15 protein-coding genes are annotated in these 16,638 nt (G+C 61.9%); 13 read left to right on the forward strand and 2 right to left on the reverse strand.

Annotated features, from left to right (window positions below; genetic code table 11):
* The first annotated feature begins 276 nt into the window (after nucleotides 1–276).
* The 8 genes from H6851_08585 to H6851_08620 all read left to right on the forward strand — a co-directional run bounded on the left by H6851_08585 (nucleotide 277) and on the right by H6851_08620 (nucleotide 9,374).
* A complete protein-coding gene (locus H6851_08585) occupies nucleotides 277–1,287 on the forward strand; it encodes a porin (protein ID MCB9943657.1) in 1,011 nt (336 codons plus the stop codon).
* 242 nt (nucleotides 1,288–1,529) lie between these two features.
* Nucleotides 1,530–2,189 carry a hypothetical protein gene (locus H6851_08590; GenBank protein MCB9943658.1) on the forward strand — a complete coding sequence of 220 codons (660 nt, stop codon included), beginning with the start codon at nucleotides 1,530–1,532 and terminating at the stop codon, nucleotides 2,187–2,189.
* Between the two features lie 305 nt (nucleotides 2,190–2,494).
* Nucleotides 2,495–3,001 (forward strand): DUF3576 domain-containing protein, encoded by a 507-nt coding sequence (locus H6851_08595; protein ID MCB9943659.1) that lies wholly within the window; start codon nucleotides 2,495–2,497, stop codon nucleotides 2,999–3,001.
* Nucleotides 3,002–3,071: 70 nt separating this feature from the next.
* The gene (locus H6851_08600) at nucleotides 3,072–5,615 is read left to right on the forward strand and encodes a leucine--tRNA ligase (protein MCB9943660.1); all 2,544 of its coding nucleotides are present in this window, start codon (nucleotides 3,072–3,074) and stop codon (nucleotides 5,613–5,615) included.
* Nucleotides 5,602–6,102 carry a hypothetical protein gene (locus tag H6851_08605; protein MCB9943661.1) on the forward strand — a complete coding sequence of 167 codons (501 nt, stop codon included), beginning with the start codon at nucleotides 5,602–5,604 and terminating at the stop codon, nucleotides 6,100–6,102. Before H6851_08600 ends, H6851_08605 begins: the two co-directional genes overlap by 14 nt.
* Nucleotides 6,099–7,163, forward strand: coding sequence for a DNA polymerase III subunit delta (locus H6851_08610; GenBank protein ID MCB9943662.1), 1,065 nt, complete (start codon nucleotides 6,099–6,101; stop codon nucleotides 7,161–7,163). Before H6851_08605 ends, H6851_08610 begins: the two co-directional genes overlap by 4 nt.
* A gap of 70 nt (nucleotides 7,164–7,233) precedes the next feature.
* The gene (locus H6851_08615; protein MCB9943663.1) at nucleotides 7,234–8,232 is read left to right on the forward strand and encodes an ABC transporter permease; all 999 of its coding nucleotides are present in this window, start codon (nucleotides 7,234–7,236) and stop codon (nucleotides 8,230–8,232) included.
* A complete protein-coding gene (locus H6851_08620; GenBank protein ID MCB9943664.1) occupies nucleotides 8,187–9,374 on the forward strand; it encodes an ABC transporter permease in 1,188 nt (395 codons plus the stop codon). The genes H6851_08615 and H6851_08620 overlap by 46 nt, the downstream gene beginning before the upstream one ends.
* Here H6851_08620 and H6851_08625 read toward each other — a convergent pair.
* Nucleotides 9,365–10,126 carry a site-specific DNA-methyltransferase gene (locus tag H6851_08625; protein MCB9943665.1) on the reverse strand — a complete coding sequence of 254 codons (762 nt, stop codon included), beginning with the start codon at nucleotides 10,124–10,126 and terminating at the stop codon, nucleotides 9,365–9,367. The two genes, H6851_08620 and H6851_08625, sit on opposite strands and share 10 nt — an antisense overlap.
* A gap of 199 nt (nucleotides 10,127–10,325) precedes the next feature.
* Between H6851_08625 and H6851_08630 the strand changes: the two genes are divergently transcribed.
* Nucleotides 10,326–11,768 (forward strand): NAD-dependent succinate-semialdehyde dehydrogenase, encoded by a 1,443-nt coding sequence (locus tag H6851_08630; GenBank protein ID MCB9943666.1) that lies wholly within the window; start codon nucleotides 10,326–10,328, stop codon nucleotides 11,766–11,768.
* Nucleotides 11,769–11,832: 64 nt separating this feature from the next.
* Here the strand turns inward: H6851_08630 and H6851_08635 are convergent, their stop codons facing one another.
* The gene (locus H6851_08635) at nucleotides 11,833–12,612 is read right to left on the reverse strand and encodes an SDR family oxidoreductase (protein ID MCB9943667.1); all 780 of its coding nucleotides are present in this window, start codon (nucleotides 12,610–12,612) and stop codon (nucleotides 11,833–11,835) included.
* Between the two features lie 177 nt (nucleotides 12,613–12,789).
* Here H6851_08635 and H6851_08640 point away from each other — a divergent pair, with 177 nt between their 5' ends.
* The 4 genes from H6851_08640 to H6851_08655 are packed head-to-tail and all read left to right on the forward strand — an operon-like array spanning nucleotide 12,790 to nucleotide 16,623.
* Nucleotides 12,790–13,845, forward strand: coding sequence for an ABC transporter ATP-binding protein (locus tag H6851_08640; protein MCB9943668.1), 1,056 nt, complete (start codon nucleotides 12,790–12,792; stop codon nucleotides 13,843–13,845).
* 35 nt (nucleotides 13,846–13,880) lie between these two features.
* Nucleotides 13,881–14,969, forward strand: coding sequence for an extracellular solute-binding protein (locus tag H6851_08645; GenBank protein ID MCB9943669.1), 1,089 nt, complete (start codon nucleotides 13,881–13,883; stop codon nucleotides 14,967–14,969).
* Nucleotides 14,966–15,838 carry an ABC transporter permease gene (locus H6851_08650; protein ID MCB9943670.1) on the forward strand — a complete coding sequence of 291 codons (873 nt, stop codon included), beginning with the start codon at nucleotides 14,966–14,968 and terminating at the stop codon, nucleotides 15,836–15,838. The genes H6851_08645 and H6851_08650 overlap by 4 nt, the downstream gene beginning before the upstream one ends.
* The gene (locus tag H6851_08655; protein MCB9943671.1) at nucleotides 15,835–16,623 is read left to right on the forward strand and encodes an ABC transporter permease; all 789 of its coding nucleotides are present in this window, start codon (nucleotides 15,835–15,837) and stop codon (nucleotides 16,621–16,623) included. Before H6851_08650 ends, H6851_08655 begins: the two co-directional genes overlap by 4 nt.
* Nucleotides 16,624–16,638 lie beyond the last annotated feature (15 nt).

The following is a 16,638-nucleotide window of genomic DNA, read 5'->3' on the forward strand; positions in this document are numbered from 1 at the left end:
ATTACAAAGATCATGGGGTTAAACGGATTTTTTCGTGTAGCATGTGACATTTGCTTGCTGTTCTTTGTGTCTTGCCAGACACAGTGGCATCTCAATGACTTCGCTCGCATTTCGTCATGCTTGCTTCGCCTCGATCAAATCCGGATAACCCTGAGCGGTCGATGGGGCGTCTCGATCCGGTGATCGTGCTCCGGCCAGGAGCGGAAGTTCTGTTCCCGCTCCCAGTGAACCCTGAAAGGCGCCCCAAAAAAAACGGGTGTTGAGGAGAGAAAGAGGATGAACTTTAGAAAGGTCCTGTTGGGTACCAGCGCCATCGTCGGTGCAACTGCCCTGGTTTCGCCGGCCAATGCCGGAGACCTTGATGTCGGCATCTCGGGCTTCATCAAGACGCTGGCTGCTTTCGGCGAGCTCGACAACGAGTCCGGTGTTGACAAGTCGCACAGTCACTACTTCCGGAATGACACCGAGGTTCACGTCAAGGCGAATTCGACCGATGACGAGACCGGCCTGAAATACGGCATGACGGTGGAATTCGAGGCTGACACCAGCAGCTCCCTCAACTCCGACGAAACCTGGATGTACATTTCGGGTGGCTTCGGCGAGCTTCGTTTCGGCGACGAGGACGGTGCTTCGGACAACATGAAGATCACCGCGGGATCGATCGCCGCCGGTACGGGCGGTATCGACGGTGCGGGCGAAGTGGCCTCCACCCGTCTGGCGCTGTCGAATTCCAGCGACGCCACCAAGGTCATCTACTACAGCCCGGTTGTCAGCGGTTTCCAGGTCGGCGTGTCCTACACCCCGGATGCCGGTCATAACGGTGCCACGGAAAATCCCACCACCGATGGTGCCAACGACTATCAGGACATGGTCGAGGCCGGTGCGACCTACATGGGCAGCTTCGGCGGGCTTGACCTCAAGGGGTCGGTTGTCGGCTTCCACGCCAAGAACGAGAGCGGCGGAAACAACGATTCCGGCCTTGGCGGTGGCGCATCGGTCGGCTTCTCCGGGTTCACGGTCGCCGGTGGCTATTTCCATCAGGATGATGCCGACGTCTGGAATGCCGGTGTCCGTGCCGCGCTTGGCCCGGCCAATGTTTCGTTCAACTATGGCTCGCAGGATGTGGACGGTACCAACGCCGATCCCACGAACTACGTGATCAGTGCCGATATCGGCATTCTTCCCGGCCTTGCGCTCGAAGGCGACGTTTCGTTCTTTGATCGCGATACCGGCAACGGGAACGATGACGGTGTGACGGGCGTGACGCGACTTTCACTGGCGTTCTGATCCGACCCCTGTCGGCTTGATCTGATATGTGCGGGCGGCAGGATGTTTCCTTGTCGCCCGCATCTGTCTCGGATCCGGCCGGTGTTCTTGGTGTGTTTGCATGTCTTTGGAACTTCGGTCATGTTCGATTAACCTGAAGGTTCCATAATGATGAGAATACACCGCTTGTCGGTGCTCATTGTGGTCTTGAATTGACTCGCGCGGTGCGCGATAAGTATGGCGTTGGGTATCGGGATTTCTGCATGTTGAGAAGACTGGCCATCGTAGCCTGCGTGGTTCTCGGAGTTGCGGCTTCGGGGCCGGCTTCGGTTCGTGCCATGGAAATGGTGGCCGGTGGTTTCGGCAGCGATCCCTCCGAATTCTTCGTGCCGCCTAGTGCCGGTCTGCATAGCCGGTTCGTCGAAGGTGCCTCTCGCTCGGCTATCGGGGTCGGGGAGTTCACCCCGCGCGGTTCCATCCTCGGGACCGGTGGCGGGGCATCCCGGGGGAATGATTTCGGTTTGTCCCTGGGGATTGACACGAGTTGGCTCGATCGCCTTCAGAGGCCTCTGGCATCAGCGCCCACGACGGGGCTCTATGGCGTCGGAAGCATGCTCGTCGGAGGCGGGCTCAAGGTCTCCGACATCGGGGTCATGGGCGGCTTCGGCCGTACCAGACTGTTCGGCGCAACGACTGATATGGTGGCTGCCGGCCTGAGTTACGGGCGGGTCAATGCTCGCGTGGCGTTCGGCCAGCCGGGTGCGGCCTCCGCCGGCGATGGCAGCGTCCGGGACGTCATGATGTTCAGCACCGATCTCGCGGCGTGGTCCTGGTTGACGCTCGAAGGCGATGTCGCTGTTGGAACGGTCGCTGAAGATGGCGATCAGGCGGTTGGCCGTGTCGGGGTCCGCTTGCAGTTCTGATCGCATGGGGTTCGTCACCGGGTCGTGAATTTCGCCTTGCAGTCATGGGGCGGTCCATCGTTCTTTCTCACCTTGGCGCCGACTTCAACGACGACTGGAAATTGGTGACAACCGTGCTATCCTGCGCACGCGTTGGTGGTTCGCATCGGCACCAATCCCGGGCCGTTGCTGCCTGACGGGCCTTCCGGATGATTTGATCCGGCTGGCCCGGGATGTCGGGCGGAGCGTACCTGTCCTTTTTTTCAGCCGTGAGTGGAAGAGGCGTCGTGGGTCGATCGTCCGTGAAATTTGCCGTGGCGGCCATTATGGTGATGCTGCTGGCGGCTTGTGAGGGGGCCGACATCCAGCCGGCGCCGCACAGCATCTATGATCCCAAGGACCAGGCAAGGCGGGACCGGTATGGCACCGTTCTCGGGTCTGACGGTATTACCCTTTCGACAGGCGACAATGCGGACGAGCAGTCCGGAGCGGGCGGCGGGGGCATCGGTGTCAACGCCTATCTCTGGCGCGGTACGCTCGATACCATCGACTTCATACCGCTGGCTTCTGCCGATCCGTTCGGTGGTCTCATCATTACCGACTGGTACCAGCCGGCGGGGACTCCCGGAGAGCGGTTCAAGCTGAACATCCTCATCAAGGATGCCGTTCTGCGCGCGGACGGTCTCAAGGTTTCGCTGTTTCGGCAGGTGTCGGACGGGCAGGGGGGCTGGCTGGACACGCCGGTGGACAAGGCCACCGAGCGCGCGCTCGAAGACAAGATTCTCACCAAGGCTCGCGAATTGCGCATCGCCGAGATCGGTGAAACGGGCTGAAAACGCATTGATGCGACAAGCGGCGGCGTTGTCCGCCATGACGCCGACCTGACGAAAAAGAGAGATTTCGATGTCGCGATACCCCTTTCGCGCCAATGAGGCCAAGTGGCAGAAAATCTGGGAAGAAAAGGCCTGTTTCCGTGCCGTGGCCGACCCCTCCAGACCAAAATATTATGTGCTTGAAATGTTTCCCTATCCGTCGGGGCGGATTCATATGGGACATGTGCGCAACTACACCATGGGCGATGTGGTGGCGCGCTGGCGGCGGGCACAGGGCTACAACGTCATGCACCCGATGGGGTGGGATGCCTTCGGTCTGCCGGCGGAGAATGCCGCCATGCAAAAGAAGGTGCATCCGGCGAAGTGGACCTATGCCAACATCGCCGAAATGCGCGAGCAGTTCAGGACGATTGGCCTGTCGCTCGACTGGGAGCGCGAGATCGCGACATGCGATCCGGAATATTACCAGCATGAACAGGCGATGTTCCTCGACATGCTCGAACGGGACCTGGTCTATCGCAAGGAGAGCTGGGTCAACTGGGATCCTGTCGACCACACGGTGCTGGCCAACGAGCAGGTGATCGACGGTTGCGGCTGGCGTTCCGGCGCACCCGTCGAACGGCGCAAGTTGTCACAGTGGTTCTTCCGGATCACCGCCTACGCCGAGGAACTTCTCGATGCCATAGGTCAGCTGGATCGCTGGCCCGACAAGGTTCGGCTGATGCAGGCCAACTGGATCGGCCGCAGCGAAGGGGCGAAGGTCAGGTTCCCGCTGACGGGGCGTGACGACGATCTCGTGGTGTTCACCACACGGCCGGATACGCTGTGGGGTGCATCCTTCATGGCGATTGCAGCGGATCATCCGCTGGCCCGTGAAGTTGCGCAAACCAACCCGGAACTGGCCGCGTTCATCCAGGAATGTCTCAAGAGCGGCACCAGCGAGGAAGCTCTCGAAAAGGCGGAGAAGAAGGGCTTCGATACCGGTCTGCGCTGTCGGCATCCCCTCGGTGTCACCGATGATCTGCCGGTATTCGTCGCCAATTTCGTACTCATGGACTATGGGACGGGGGCCATTTTCGGCTGTCCGGGGCACGATCAGCGCGATCTCGACTTCGCCCGAAAATATGACTGTCCGGTCACTCCGGTCGTGTTGCCGCCAAATGCCGATCCGGCAACCTTCACCATCGGGAACGAGGCCTATGTCGGTGATGGCACGCTGTTCAATTCCGGCTTCCTCGACGGGCTGGAGGTGGCCGAAGCCAAGGTGCGGATCATTGACCATCTTGAGGAGAAGGGTGTCGGCGAGCGACAGGTGACATGGCGGTTGCGGGACTGGGGCGTGTCTCGCCAGCGTTACTGGGGCTGCCCGATTCCTGTGATTCATTGCGGCGATTGTGGTGTCGTGCCGGTGCCACGCAAAGATCTCCCCGTACGACTCCCCGAAGATGTCGATTTCGACAAACCCGGCAATCCTCTCGACCGTCATGAGGGATTTCGTTCTTGTAGTTGTCCGAAGTGCGGCAGACCCGCACGTCGCGAGACCGACACCTTCGACACATTTACCGAAAGCAGTTGGTATTTCGCGCGATTCTGTTCTCCGAACTATGAGGAGGGGCCCTACAGGCGTGACGAGGTCGATTACTGGTTGCCGGTCGACCAGTATATCGGCGGCGTCGAACATGCCGTGCTGCACCTGCTGTATTCGCGCTTCTTCATGCGGGCGATGAGTGATTGCGGTTATGCCGATCTCGCGGAGCCATTTGCCGGTCTGTTCACGCAAGGCATGGTCACGCATCTGACGTTCCGTGGCGGGGATGGAAGCTGGCTGCAACCGGACGAGGTCCGGCGTGCCGACGGTGATCGCTGGGTAACCGTCGAGGGTGACAGGCCAGTCGTTACCGGCCGTGTCGAGAAGATGAGCAAGTCCAAGCGCAATACGGTGGATCCGACGGCCATTATCGAAGCCTACGGTGCCGATACGGCGCGCCTGTTCATGCTCTCCGACAGTCCGCCGGAACGTGACTTGGAATGGACGGACCAGGGCATTGACGGTGCGTGGCGCTACCTGAATCGCCTCTGGCGCCTTGTCGACGAGCGGCTCGCCCGTCTGGATGATGATGCGGGTGAGGAGGACAAGGCGGATACAAATCTCAGGCGCCTGGTGCACAGGACCATTGATGGCGTCACCGGCGAACTGGAACGGTTGCACTTCAACAAGGCGGTTGCGCTGGTTCGCGAACTTTCCAATGCCATCGAGAACCATTCCGGCAACGGGCCGGTGGTGCGCGAAGCGCTGGAGGCGCTGGTGTTGCTGGTCAATCCGATGATGCCGCATCTGGCCGAGGAGTTGTGGTCGAAGCTCGGGCATGCGACCATCTTGGCCGAAAGCCCGTGGCCGGTTGCCGATGAACGCTGGCTGGTGGCCGATACGGTGACAGTGGCGGTGCAGGTCAATGGCAAGCGTCGTGGCGAGATCGAACTCGGGCGCGGCGCCGATAACGGCGAAGCCGAAGCGGCCGCGCTCGAACTCGATGCGGTGAAGAGGGTTCTCGACGGTAGGGCACCCCGACGGGTTATCGTCGTACCGGACCGGATCGTGAATGTCGTGGCGTAATGCGGCCATTCTGCTGCTGGCGTTGCTGGTGGCCGGTTGCGGTTTGCGGCCGCTGCACATGGCACCGCGTGGCGATGCCATTCATGCCGAGCTCGCGGCAATCGAGATCGATGCACCGCGTTCGCGGCTCGGCTCGGAGCTGGCCGACCAGCTGCGTTCCGATCTCAACCCGGCCGGACTGACCGTCGATAGCCGTTACCGGCTCGACATCACCCTGCAGCTGACCCGAACATCGCTGGCCATTCAGCTTGACGACCGGGTGACGCGCTACGATCTGTCTCTGGCGGCATTCTTCAGCCTCAGCGACCGGTCGAACGACAGGACGATCTACCGCTCGGCCGTGCGCCGGGTGGCCTCCTACAACGTCCAGCGTGATCCTTTTGCCACGCTGGCAGCCGAGCAGGATGCCGAGCGCAGGGCCGCCGTCGAGGTCAGTCATCAGATTCGCACCCTTCTCGCCCTGAAGATGGCTGACAATTCACCATGAAGATCAAGGCGAATGAAGCCGACCGGTTTCTCGCCAGACTCGACCCGGGCGTCCCGTCAATGCTGCTCTACGGTCCCGATCAGGGGCAGGTGAGCGAACTGGCGCTCAAGGCCGTTCGCCAGGTGGTCGACGATCCCGCCGATCCGTTCAATGTCGCCAGTATCGGCGGCGACGAGTTGCGGGGCAATCCGGGCTGGCTGATCGAGGAAGCCCAGGCCTTTTCGCTGATGGGCGGGCGCCGGGTGGTCCGGGTGAGGCTGGCCAGCGACGGTATCACCGAGATCGTCAAGCGACTGCTCAAGCTCGAACGACAGGAGGCGCTCGTCATCATCGAGGCCGGCGATCTGGCTGCCCGTTCATCATTGCGCAAGCTGTTCGAGACCGCGAAGAATGCAGCGGCCTTGCCCTGCTATCTCGATGAGGCCCGTGACATCGGGACACTGGTCCGCCAAATGCTGGGCGAGGCGGGATTCGACATCGACCGGGATGCGCTGGCCTATCTGACGGGTCGTCTCGGTGCCAATCGTGAAGTCACCCGCCGCGAGATTGAAAAGCTGGCGCTCTACATGGAATCCGCTTCCGACCGCACGGTGCGGCTGGGGGATGCCGAAGCATCGGTGGGCGACAGTTCGGCTATCGGTGTGGACGATCTTGTTCATGCGGCACTGCTTGGCCATTCGGGGCGGGCGGCACGCCTGCTCGAACGCCTTCTGGCCGAAAACGAGGCTCCCGTACGGCTCACGCGGGTCATCGGTTCCACGCTGATGCGGTTGATCGGCATGAGGGTGGAGATGCATCGCGGCCGATCGGCCGCCCAGGCCATTGAGAGTGCCCGCCCGCCGATCTTCTTCAGGGTCAAGCCAGCGATGGAGCAGATCCTCCAGCAATGGCCGCTTGTTGCCTTGCAGGGGGCGCTGGCGGCAACGGTCGCCGCCGAGACGGCCGGCAAGACCACCGGAATGCCCGACCGGCTGCTGCTGGCGAGACTTGTGCAGGATCTGGCACGCAAGGCTGCGGCCGGTCGTGAGCAAAGGGGTGGCGCTGCCCGCATCAACCGGTAGGATGGCGTCGGGAGCCATTGGACGATCCTGGTCATGGACAAGGCGTCCCGGAACGAGAGGGGGCTGATCCATGCTGCGATATGTCGTGCACCGCTTGCTGGTCATGGTGCCGACGCTTATCGCCATCAGCCTGTTTACCTTCATCATCATACAGTTGCCGCCGGGTGACTATCTCAGCAACCAGATCGCTGAACTTCAGTCTCAGGGAGAAGGTATCGCACGGGCGAAGATCGAGTTCCTGCGACATCAATACGGTCTCGACCTCCCATGGTGGCAGCAATACCTGAACTGGGTATGGGGTGTGGTGCATGGCGATTTCGGCTGGTCATTCGAATATGAACGGCCGGTTACGGAGGTCATCGGCGACCGATTCTTCATGACGCTCGTGCTCGCTGTGGCCACGACCCTGTTCACGTGGATCGTCGCCTTTCCGATCGGAATATACGGAGCGACCCATAAATACAGCTGGGGCGACCACGGGCTGACACTACTGGGTTACCTCGGGCTGGCGACGCCCAATTTCCTGCTGGCGTTGGTCACAGTCTATTATGCCAAGCTCTGGTTCGGCATCTCCATTGGCGGGCTGGTCGATCCGCAATATCTCGACCAGCCGATGAGTTGGGCGAAGTTCGTCTCGGTATTGCAGCACATATGGATTCCCGTGGTCATCATCGGTACCTCGGGCACGGCCGGCATGATCCGCCGGCTGCGAGCCAATCTCATGGACGAACTGCAGAAACCCTATGTCGTCACCGCCCGGGCCAAGGGCCTGCCGCCGAGGCGCGCCCTGGTCAAGTACCCGCTGCGCATGGCGCTCAATCCGTTCATCTCCGATATCGGCAACCTGTTGCCCGAGTTGATCTCGGGCTCCGTGCTGGTATCGGTGGTCCTGTCGCTGCCGACCAATGGTCCGGTCCTGGTCCATGCCCTGCAAAGCCAGGACATGTACCTGGCTGGAGCTTTCCTGATGCTGGAGGCCATTCTCGTGGTCGTCGGGGTGCTGGTCTCGGATCTGGCGCTGGCATGGCTCGACCCGCGGATACGCTTCGGTGGAGGGCAGGGACGATGAGCCGTCACTGGATCGATGACGAGCCTTTCGATGTCGCGGAGACGGCGGCACTCACTCCCGAACAGGAGAAGTTCTACACAGCCTCGCAATGGCAGCTCATGTGGTGGCGCTTCCGCCGGCACAGGCTGGCGATGTGGTCCTTGTGGATTCTCGGGATTCTCTACGCCTCAACACTGGTGACCGAAGTCATCGCTCCCTACAGCCAGCATACCCGCAATCCGCAGGAGATCTATATCGCCCCGCAAGGCATTCACATCTTCAGGGATGGTGCCCTGCAATGGCCATTCACCTATGGCAGCAAGATGACGCTCGACATGAAGACACTCCAGCGGGTCTATGTCGTCGACGAGAGCAAGGTTCACCCGTTGCGCTTCTTCTGCCGCGGCGACCGCTACCGGTTCTGGAGCCTCGTCAAGGGCGACTTCCATCTTGTCTGTCCTGGCGAGGGCGGTTCTCTGCACCTGCTGGGCACGGACAGGCTGGGGCGAGACCTGCTGTCGCGTATCCTCTATGGTGCGAGAGTATCGCTCACCGTAGGCATTCTGGGTGTGGCGGTGAGCTTCGTGCTCGGAATAGCACTGGGCGGCATCTCCGGCTACTATGGGGGATGGGTGGATGGTGTCATCCAGCGTGTCATCGAGGTCATCCGCAGCTTTCCGATGATCCCCTTGTGGCTGTCATTGTCGGCTGCCATGCCGCCGACATGGGACCCGCTATGGGTCTATTTCGGCATCACCCTGATCATGGGGCTGATCGACTGGACCGGGCTTGCCCGTGCGGTGCGCTCGAAGGTGCTGGCCCTGCGCGAGGAGGAATTCGCCCAGGCGGCGCGAATGATGGGGGCTTCACCTGCGCGGATCATCGGTCGCCACATGATCCCCTCCTTCATGAGCCACCTGATCGCTTCCGCCACCCTTTCCATACCGAGCATGATTCTCGGGGAGACGGCGCTCTCCTATCTGGGACTGGGCGTGCGCGCGCCGATGACCAGCTGGGGGGTGCTGCTCAACGATGCGCAAAATATCAATGTCGTCACCCTCTATCCCTGGTTGATGTTGCCGGTCCTGCCGGTCGTGATCGTCGTACTTGCCTACAACTTTCTCGGCGACGGCCTGCGCGATGCCGCCGACCCCTACGGCTGACGCTTGCGCTGTTTGACGAGGAGGTCGTCGGCGCGAATATCGCAGCCCAGGAAATGCCGGCCGGCGCGCCTGGCCGACTCCAGTACGGTATAATCGCCCGCGGCCGGATCGAGCACGGTGTCGCCCTCATGTGTGACCGCCTCGATCAGGGTGCGTTGCAGTTCGTAGGGCTTGGTGTGTCCCGACATGCTGGGGGCCTTTTCGCTCCAGACATCGGGGATGTCGTGCCTCAGCCATACCCCCTTGGCCCGTAGCGGTGTCTTTTGCAGCACCATGCAATATTCCGATGCGCGGCGGGTGCGATAGCCCATGCCAATGCGCATCTTGTGCCAGGTCACCAGATCGACGACCTGAAGCGAAGTGCCTGAAAACCAAAGCGTTTCCACACCTGTGCACAGGTGGTACTTGTCGATCCACAAGAACAGGTGGCCTGACGGCATCAGGACACGGTCGATGGCCTCGATGAAGGCGCGAATCGTGTCTTCGTCCATCTGCGGCAGGACAGCCCGGTCCTTTTGCCGGGATCCCTCATTGCCGTATTTCTGCCGGTCCATCACGCCGCGATATTGCGGATCGAAGAAACAGGCCGGATAGCCTGCCGGTTCCAGAGCACTCAGGAATTCAACGCCGTCGGCACGATTGCGGCCGTCGAGAACATAGCCATCGGGGAGCGTGACCTCGGGCTGGACCAGCAGCCTCTCCTTGCCGAACACCGACGAGCGGGGCTTCTTGTCCGGCTTCAGCGGGGGCATGCTGTCGTTCATGACCATCCTGACATTGGGCGGGGGGCGCTCCTCCCCGCCTTCTAACAGCTCCTGAATGGCCTGACGACCGGCCTGATGAAGCGTGTCGGAATTTCCGGATGATGGGAAGGCTTGAAGAGCGCCATTGAATGCCCGTCGGCCGTTGCCCATCTCCGGGTTAACCAATGACTGAAGGATGAGGAAATCCATGGCCACGACCGAAACCCAACTGTACATTGACGGCAAGTGGACGCCGGCTGTCGCTGGCGGGATGATCGATATCATCGACCCGGCGACCGAGGAGTTGGTGACCCGTGCGGCGCAAGCCGAACGTGACGATGTCAACGCCGCCATCGATGCCGCGCACAAGGCATTCCTGAGCTGGCGCAAGGTGGCTCCGTGGGAACGTTCGAAGGTCCTGCGCAAGGCAGCCCAACTCGTGGCCGAACGCTCCGATGCGATTGCCCGCCAGCTGACGCTGGAGACCGGCAAGCCGCTCGGCCAGGCCAAGGGCGAGCTGGCGTCCACGGTCGAGCTGATCGACTGGTTTGCCGACGAGGCGCGCCGCATCTTCGGCCAGACGCTTTCCGGCCGCAGCAGCAACAACCGCTTCATGACGGTCTATGAGCCGGTCGGCGTCGTCGCCGGCTTCACCGCGTGGAATTTCCCGGTCGTCCTGCAGGCGCGCAAGATCGCTCCGGCCCTCGCGGCCGGCTGCACCATCGTCACGCGCCCCGCCGAGGAGGGGACCGGTGCGGTGGTCGAGCTGATCAAGTGCTTCATCGATGCCGGTGCACCGGCGGGCACGATCAATCTCGTTACCGGCACGCCGCAGGTGATCTCCGAGACCTGCATGGACAGCGACCTGGTCCGCAAGGTCTCGTTCACCGGCTCCATTCCGGTCGGACAGCATCTCATGCGTCGCGCCGCCGATACGGTCAAGCGCATGTCGATGGAGCTTGGCGGCCACGGTCCGGTGATCATCCACGAGGATGTCGACCCGGTGAAGGTGGCAAGGACGGCTGCCATGGGCAAGTCGCGCAACAACGGCCAGGTCTGCGTATCGCCGACGCGCTTTTATGTACACAAGAAGCACGAGAAGGTGTTCACCGAGGAATTCGCGGGTGCGCTCGCGAAGATGAAGATCGGCCATGGCCTCGAACCCGATACCGAGATCGGCCCGTTGATCAACAGGAAGCGTCTCGACTTCATCGAGCAGTTCGTCGAACAGACCCGCGAGGAGGGTGCCAACGTCGTCACCGGCGGCAAGCGTCCGGCGGACAGGAACAAGGGCTTTTTCTACGAGCCCACCGTGTTCAACGGCGTTACCGACGATATGCGGGTCATGAATGACGAGCCGTTCGGCCCGATCGCGCCTGTGACCACGTTCGAGAGCTTCGACGAGGTGATCACGCGGGCCAACAGCCTCTCCTACGGTCTCGCCGGCTATGTGTTCACCAACAGCCAGGATCTGGCGATGAGGACCATGGAGGAGCTGCGCACCGGTATCGTCGGCGTCAACAATTTCGTTGCGGCGACAGCCGAGATGCCGTTCGGCGGCGTGAACCATTCGGGCTTCGGACGTGAGAACGGCCCGAACGGCCTGCACGATTACATGGACGTCAAGTTCGCCAACATCATGATGGGCTGACCTCCACATCTGATGAGGGGCGGGAGTCGGTGCAGCCGGTTTCCGCCCCTTTTTCATGTCCGGTTCAGATCGATGCCAGATAGCCACCATCGACATAGATCACCTGTCCGGTAATGTAGGCGGCTGCGGGGGAGGCGAGAAATACGCATGAACCGACAAGGTCCTCCAGCTGGCCGAACCGCCGCATGGGGATCTTTGCCAGCATGGCATCCTGCCAGCTCCGATCGGCGTAGAACGCCTCGGTGAGTTCGGTGCGAAAATAGCCCGGGCCTATGCCGTTGACGCGGATTCCGGCTTGTGCCCACTCTGCCGCCAGTGCGCGGGTCATGCCGAGCAGGCCGCTCTTGGATGCCGTATAGGGCGTCGCGGTGGGGACGCCGATCTCGCTGGTGAGCGAGCAGAGATTGATGATTGCACCGGTTCTGCCTTCTGCCAGCAGCGGTCGGGCGAAGTTGCGGGCGACGAGGAAGGCGCCGCGCAGATTGGTCCCGAGGATGCGGTCGAACAGGTCCGAACTGACATCGACCGATGGGCAGACCTTCTCCATTCCCGCATTGTTGACGAGGATATCGGGTCTCATCCCGGCATCATTCATGGCGGAAAACGCCGTGTCGATGGCGGCTTCGTCCAGCACATCCATGGCCAGCGGCAGCGCCTTGCGACCGTGGCCGCGAACGACCTCGCACAGCGCGTCGAGGCCCGCCCGCGAGCGCGCGGTCACCACCACGTCCGCTCCGGCCCGTGCCAATCCTGCCGCCAGCGCCTCGCCGATGCCTCGTGACGCCCCGCTCACCAGCGCCGTCCGGTCAGTCAGATCAAACATTTTCGCTCCCGCCTCCTGCATTCTCCTGCCATTCGGCCCGTATTCCCTGTGCGAGTTTGCCGGACGGGACGGACATGGGGCAATGTCCCATTTTCCCTCTCCTTCCACGTGCAATGATCATTGACCTTTCCCGCCTGCGCGGGTTGAACTGTTCGCGGTTGCAGCATTCGGGGGAGGGATGGCGGCTTGGACTCGTCGATGGTCGATGTGCGGGCGGTGACATGCCGATTCAACGGCATGACGGCCGTGGATCGCGCCAGCCTGTCGCTGGAGCGCGGCGGTTTCCTGACCATCCTGGGTCCTTCGGGTTGCGGCAAGACCACGCTTCTGCGGATGATCGCGGGCTTCCTCCGGCCCGACGAGGGTGAAATCTTCGTCCACGGGCAGGCGGTGTCGCGCGTACCGGCGTGGCGGCGTTCGATCGGGATGGTATTCCAGAAACTGGCACTGTTCCCGCATATGACAGCAGCCGGAAACGTCGCCTATCCGTTGAAGATGCGCGGATTCGACAGGGCGGAAATTTCCGACCGTGTGCAGCGTTACCTGTCGATCGTGAGGCTCGACGGACTGGACTCCAGACGCCCGCATGAACTGTCGGGCGGGCAGCAGCAGCGAGTTGCGATAGCACGCGCTCTCGTGTTCGAACCGGATCTGCTGCTGCTCGATGAGCCGCTGTCGGCCCTGGACCGCAAGCTGCGCGAGGAAATGCAGCTGGAGTTCCGTCGTATCCAGCGCGAGCTCGGGGTGACCACGATCAACGTCACTCATGACCAGCGCGAGGCACTGGTCATGAGTGACCGTGTGGTGGTCATGAACGACGGCGTGATCCAGCAGAGCGGGGATCCGGTGACGCTGTACCGCCAGCCGTCGAACCGCTTCGTCGCCGGCTTCATCGGTCTCACCTCGTTCCTGCGCGGACGGGCGGTGGCAGGAGGGATTGAAGTGGCGGGAGTGATGCTGCGGGCGAAGGTCGCCGATGGTGTTTCAAGCGGCATGCCCGCCGAAGGAGCGCTGCGCGCGGAGCGGGTGCGGATCGGTACGGGCGGCGAAGCCATGGCGAACAGGCTCGACGCGGTGGTGCGACAGTGCATCTTCGAGGGGGATCGCTTCGTCTATGAGCTTGCGGTTCCAGCTCTCGGCGATGCCATCGTCTATGCTTTCGATACCGATCCCACCCGTGCGGTGCGCCACGAGGCCGGTTCGACGCTGGCGATCGGCTGGAACGAATCCGACATGCCGGTGTTTGCGGCATGACGCCTGCAAGAATTGCAACAGGAGGAATATCGACCATGAGCAGGTTTCTCACCACGCGTCGAACGTTGCTGGCCTCGTCGGCTGCAACGGCAGCCGTCGTTGCGGCGCCGGGCGTGCTGCGTGCTGCCGAGCCGGACAAGCCCGCGGAACTGATCGTGCGTGCCTGGGGTGGTGCCTGGGGCGATGCGTTGCAGGCGGGGGTAGCCGATGGCTTCACGGCTGCGACCGGCATTCCGGTACGCCTCGACTTCACCGAGGACAACGAGATCAAGCCGAAGATCTGGGCGGCGGTGGATCAAGGGCGGGTACCGCCGATCCATGTCAACTGGGATACCACCACCAATGCCTCGATCTCCGCCCTGCGCGGCGTGACGGTCGATCTCTCCGACCTGTCCAATCTGGAAGGCTTGTTGCCGCTGGCGAAACCCATCGGCCTGGATGGCTACCCGCTGGTCAACACCTATGCCTATGTCTATGTCTGCGCCTACCGGCCACAGGCGTTCCCCGATGGACCGCCGGCGAGCTGGAAGGTCCTGCTCGATCCGAAGTTCAAGCGGCGCATCGCCCTTTATGACGATGGTATCGGATTTCACCCGGTGGCAGTCATCGCCGGTGGCGGAACGCTTGCCGACATTCCGGACAACATGGAGCCAGGCTGGGAATTCTGCCGCAAGCTGAAGGTCAACGAACCGCTGCTGGGGGAGGATCCGGACTTCACGACATGGTTCCAGAATGGTGAGATCGATATCGCCTGCACTATCTCGGTCAATGCGAGGGCGGCCAAGGAGACCGGTATCGACGTCGCCTGGACCGTTCCCGAGGAGGGGTGCAAGATCGACACCGATGGCCTCTGGGTACCAAAGGGCCTGCCCGAGAACGAGGAATACTGGGCAAAGCAGTTCGTCAACCACGCCCTGTCGAAGGATGCACAGGAGAAATGGTGCGGCGCGCTCGGTCTGCCTCCGGTCTATCCCGGCATCACGCCGCCGGCGGATCTGGTGGGAGATCCGTCGTATCCGACCAAACCCGAGGATTTCGACAAGCTGATACGCGTGCCCAGCAACGTGCTGGTCGAGCACGAACCGCAGTGGTTCCAGACCTTCAACGAGATCATGCAGGGATGACCGCAAGGCCGGCGGGAGCGATGGTATCGCGGTTGCTGCTGCTGCCGGCCCTCCTGCTCGTTGGCCTGCTGGTCTGGGCGCTTGTTCTCATCGGCGAGGACAGCCTGCACAAGCTGAACATCGCCACCTACCGTCTCGACGAGGCCTACAGCGCTCACAACTATCTGCTGGTCTTGGCGAGGCCGGTCTACCAGACCGTGTTGTTGCGCAGTCTGGGCGCATCGGTGCTGGTGACCGTGTCGACCCTCGTCCTCGCCTTTCCCTATGCCTACGTGATGGTGCGGACACCTTCGAAGCTGTTGCGCAAGCTGCTTTTGGTGAGTCTCTTCCTGCCGTTCTTCATCGGCCAGGTTGTGCGCGCCTATGGTTGGCTGATCATCCTGGGCCAGCAGGGGATCATCAATCAGGCGCTGGCCGTGGCGGGGCTGGCTCCGGTGGAGCTGATCTACAACTATCCCGCCGTATTGTTCGGACTGGTGCAGTACATGCTGCCCTTTGCCGTGCTGATGCTGGCGCCCGCCATCACAGCCATTCCCGAAGAGGTGGAACTGGCATCGGAGAGCCTCGGCGCGCGCTGGATCTCGACATTCCGGCATGTGGTGCTGCCCATGGCACGGCCGGGCCTGATCGGTGCGTCGGTGGTGGTCTTCACCCTCACGCTGACCGACTTCGCCACGCCCGAGATTCTCGGCGGAGGCGGTAACGATTTCATCGCCAATGCGATCTACGACAGCTTCTTCCAGCTCAACGATCCGGGATTGGGGGCAGCCCTGGCGATGTTGCTTGTGTCTATTGGCAGCATTCTCGTTGCGGTGATCTTCCGCATGTTTGGTGCAGGCACGCTCGGCTTCGAGCGGCAGACCACATGAGCAAGCGTGCGGCGCTGGCCGCCTTCGTCCTCTTCGACCTGGTCATTCTTGGTCTGCCGACCCTCATCATTCTGGGAGCGTCCTTCACCTCGGGCGACATCGTCACCTTCCCACCCGAAGGTCTCTCGCTGCGCTGGTATGCCGAACTGTGGCGACATGCGGATTTCACTCATGCCTTCTGGCGTTCGGCCTGGATCTCTCTGGTCTGTACCGTTGTCAGTCTGCCTGCGGGAACGCTGGCCGCACTGGCCCTGGTGCGCTACGGCGCCGGCCGGAACACCGCGTTGCAGGTCTATCTGCTCCTGCCTTTCACCATACCACTGGTCGTATCCGGTATCGGATTGATGCTGGTGTTCGGCTGGCTGCGCATCCTGGGCTCGCTGTGGCCCATCGGTATCGCGCTTGCGGTCATCAACCTGCCTTTCATGATCTGGGCCGTGGCAGCCTCGGCCAACCAGCTGTCGGGGGATCTTGAAGACGCGGCGGCCAATTGCGGCGCATCGCCGTTGCGCTGCTTCTTCACCATCACCCTGCCGGCTGTGATGCCCGGCATCATCACCGGGTCGCTTTTGATGTTCATCCTCGCCTTCAATGAGTTCCTCGTGAGCCTCTTTCTTGTCGATGCGCGTATCGTCACCCTGCCGGTTTCGATCTACAATTCGATCCGGAGCCTGATCACGCCGGATCTGGCAGCGGTGAGCGTGGTCTATATTCTCGTGGCCGGTATTGCCATCGCCGCGCTCGACCGACTGGTCGGTCTCGACCTGTTCCTCAAGTCCCGCTGAAACCGGCTACCCCGA

This window comes from Geminicoccaceae bacterium (assembly GCA_020638465.1).
Taxonomy (GTDB): Bacteria; Pseudomonadota; Alphaproteobacteria; order Geminicoccales; family Geminicoccaceae; genus JAGREO01.

Coding starts and splice junctions, on each gene's coding strand:
- H6851_08610 (MCB9943662.1), top strand. CDS start 6,099: ATGAAGATCAAGGCGAATGAAGCCGACCGGTTTCTCGCCAGACTCGAC.
- H6851_08635 (MCB9943667.1), bottom strand. CDS start 12,612: ATGCAGGAGGCGGGAGCGAAAATGTTTGATCTGACTGACCGGACGGCG.
- H6851_08590 (MCB9943658.1), top strand. CDS start 1,530: ATGTTGAGAAGACTGGCCATCGTAGCCTGCGTGGTTCTCGGAGTTGCG.
- H6851_08650 (MCB9943670.1), top strand. CDS start 14,966: ATGACCGCAAGGCCGGCGGGAGCGATGGTATCGCGGTTGCTGCTGCTG.
- H6851_08640 (MCB9943668.1), top strand. CDS start 12,790: ATGGTCGATGTGCGGGCGGTGACATGCCGATTCAACGGCATGACGGCC.
- H6851_08595 (MCB9943659.1), top strand. CDS start 2,495: ATGGTGATGCTGCTGGCGGCTTGTGAGGGGGCCGACATCCAGCCGGCG.
- H6851_08605 (MCB9943661.1), top strand. CDS start 5,602: ATGTCGTGGCGTAATGCGGCCATTCTGCTGCTGGCGTTGCTGGTGGCC.
- H6851_08585 (MCB9943657.1), top strand. CDS start 277: ATGAACTTTAGAAAGGTCCTGTTGGGTACCAGCGCCATCGTCGGTGCA.
- H6851_08655 (MCB9943671.1), top strand. CDS start 15,835: ATGAGCAAGCGTGCGGCGCTGGCCGCCTTCGTCCTCTTCGACCTGGTC.
- H6851_08625 (MCB9943665.1), bottom strand. CDS start 10,126: ATGCCCCCGCTGAAGCCGGACAAGAAGCCCCGCTCGTCGGTGTTCGGC.
- H6851_08615 (MCB9943663.1), top strand. CDS start 7,234: ATGCTGCGATATGTCGTGCACCGCTTGCTGGTCATGGTGCCGACGCTT.
- H6851_08645 (MCB9943669.1), top strand. CDS start 13,881: ATGAGCAGGTTTCTCACCACGCGTCGAACGTTGCTGGCCTCGTCGGCT.
- H6851_08630 (MCB9943666.1), top strand. CDS start 10,326: ATGGCCACGACCGAAACCCAACTGTACATTGACGGCAAGTGGACGCCG.
- H6851_08600 (MCB9943660.1), top strand. CDS start 3,072: ATGTCGCGATACCCCTTTCGCGCCAATGAGGCCAAGTGGCAGAAAATC.
- H6851_08620 (MCB9943664.1), top strand. CDS start 8,187: ATGGCTCGACCCGCGGATACGCTTCGGTGGAGGGCAGGGACGATGAGC.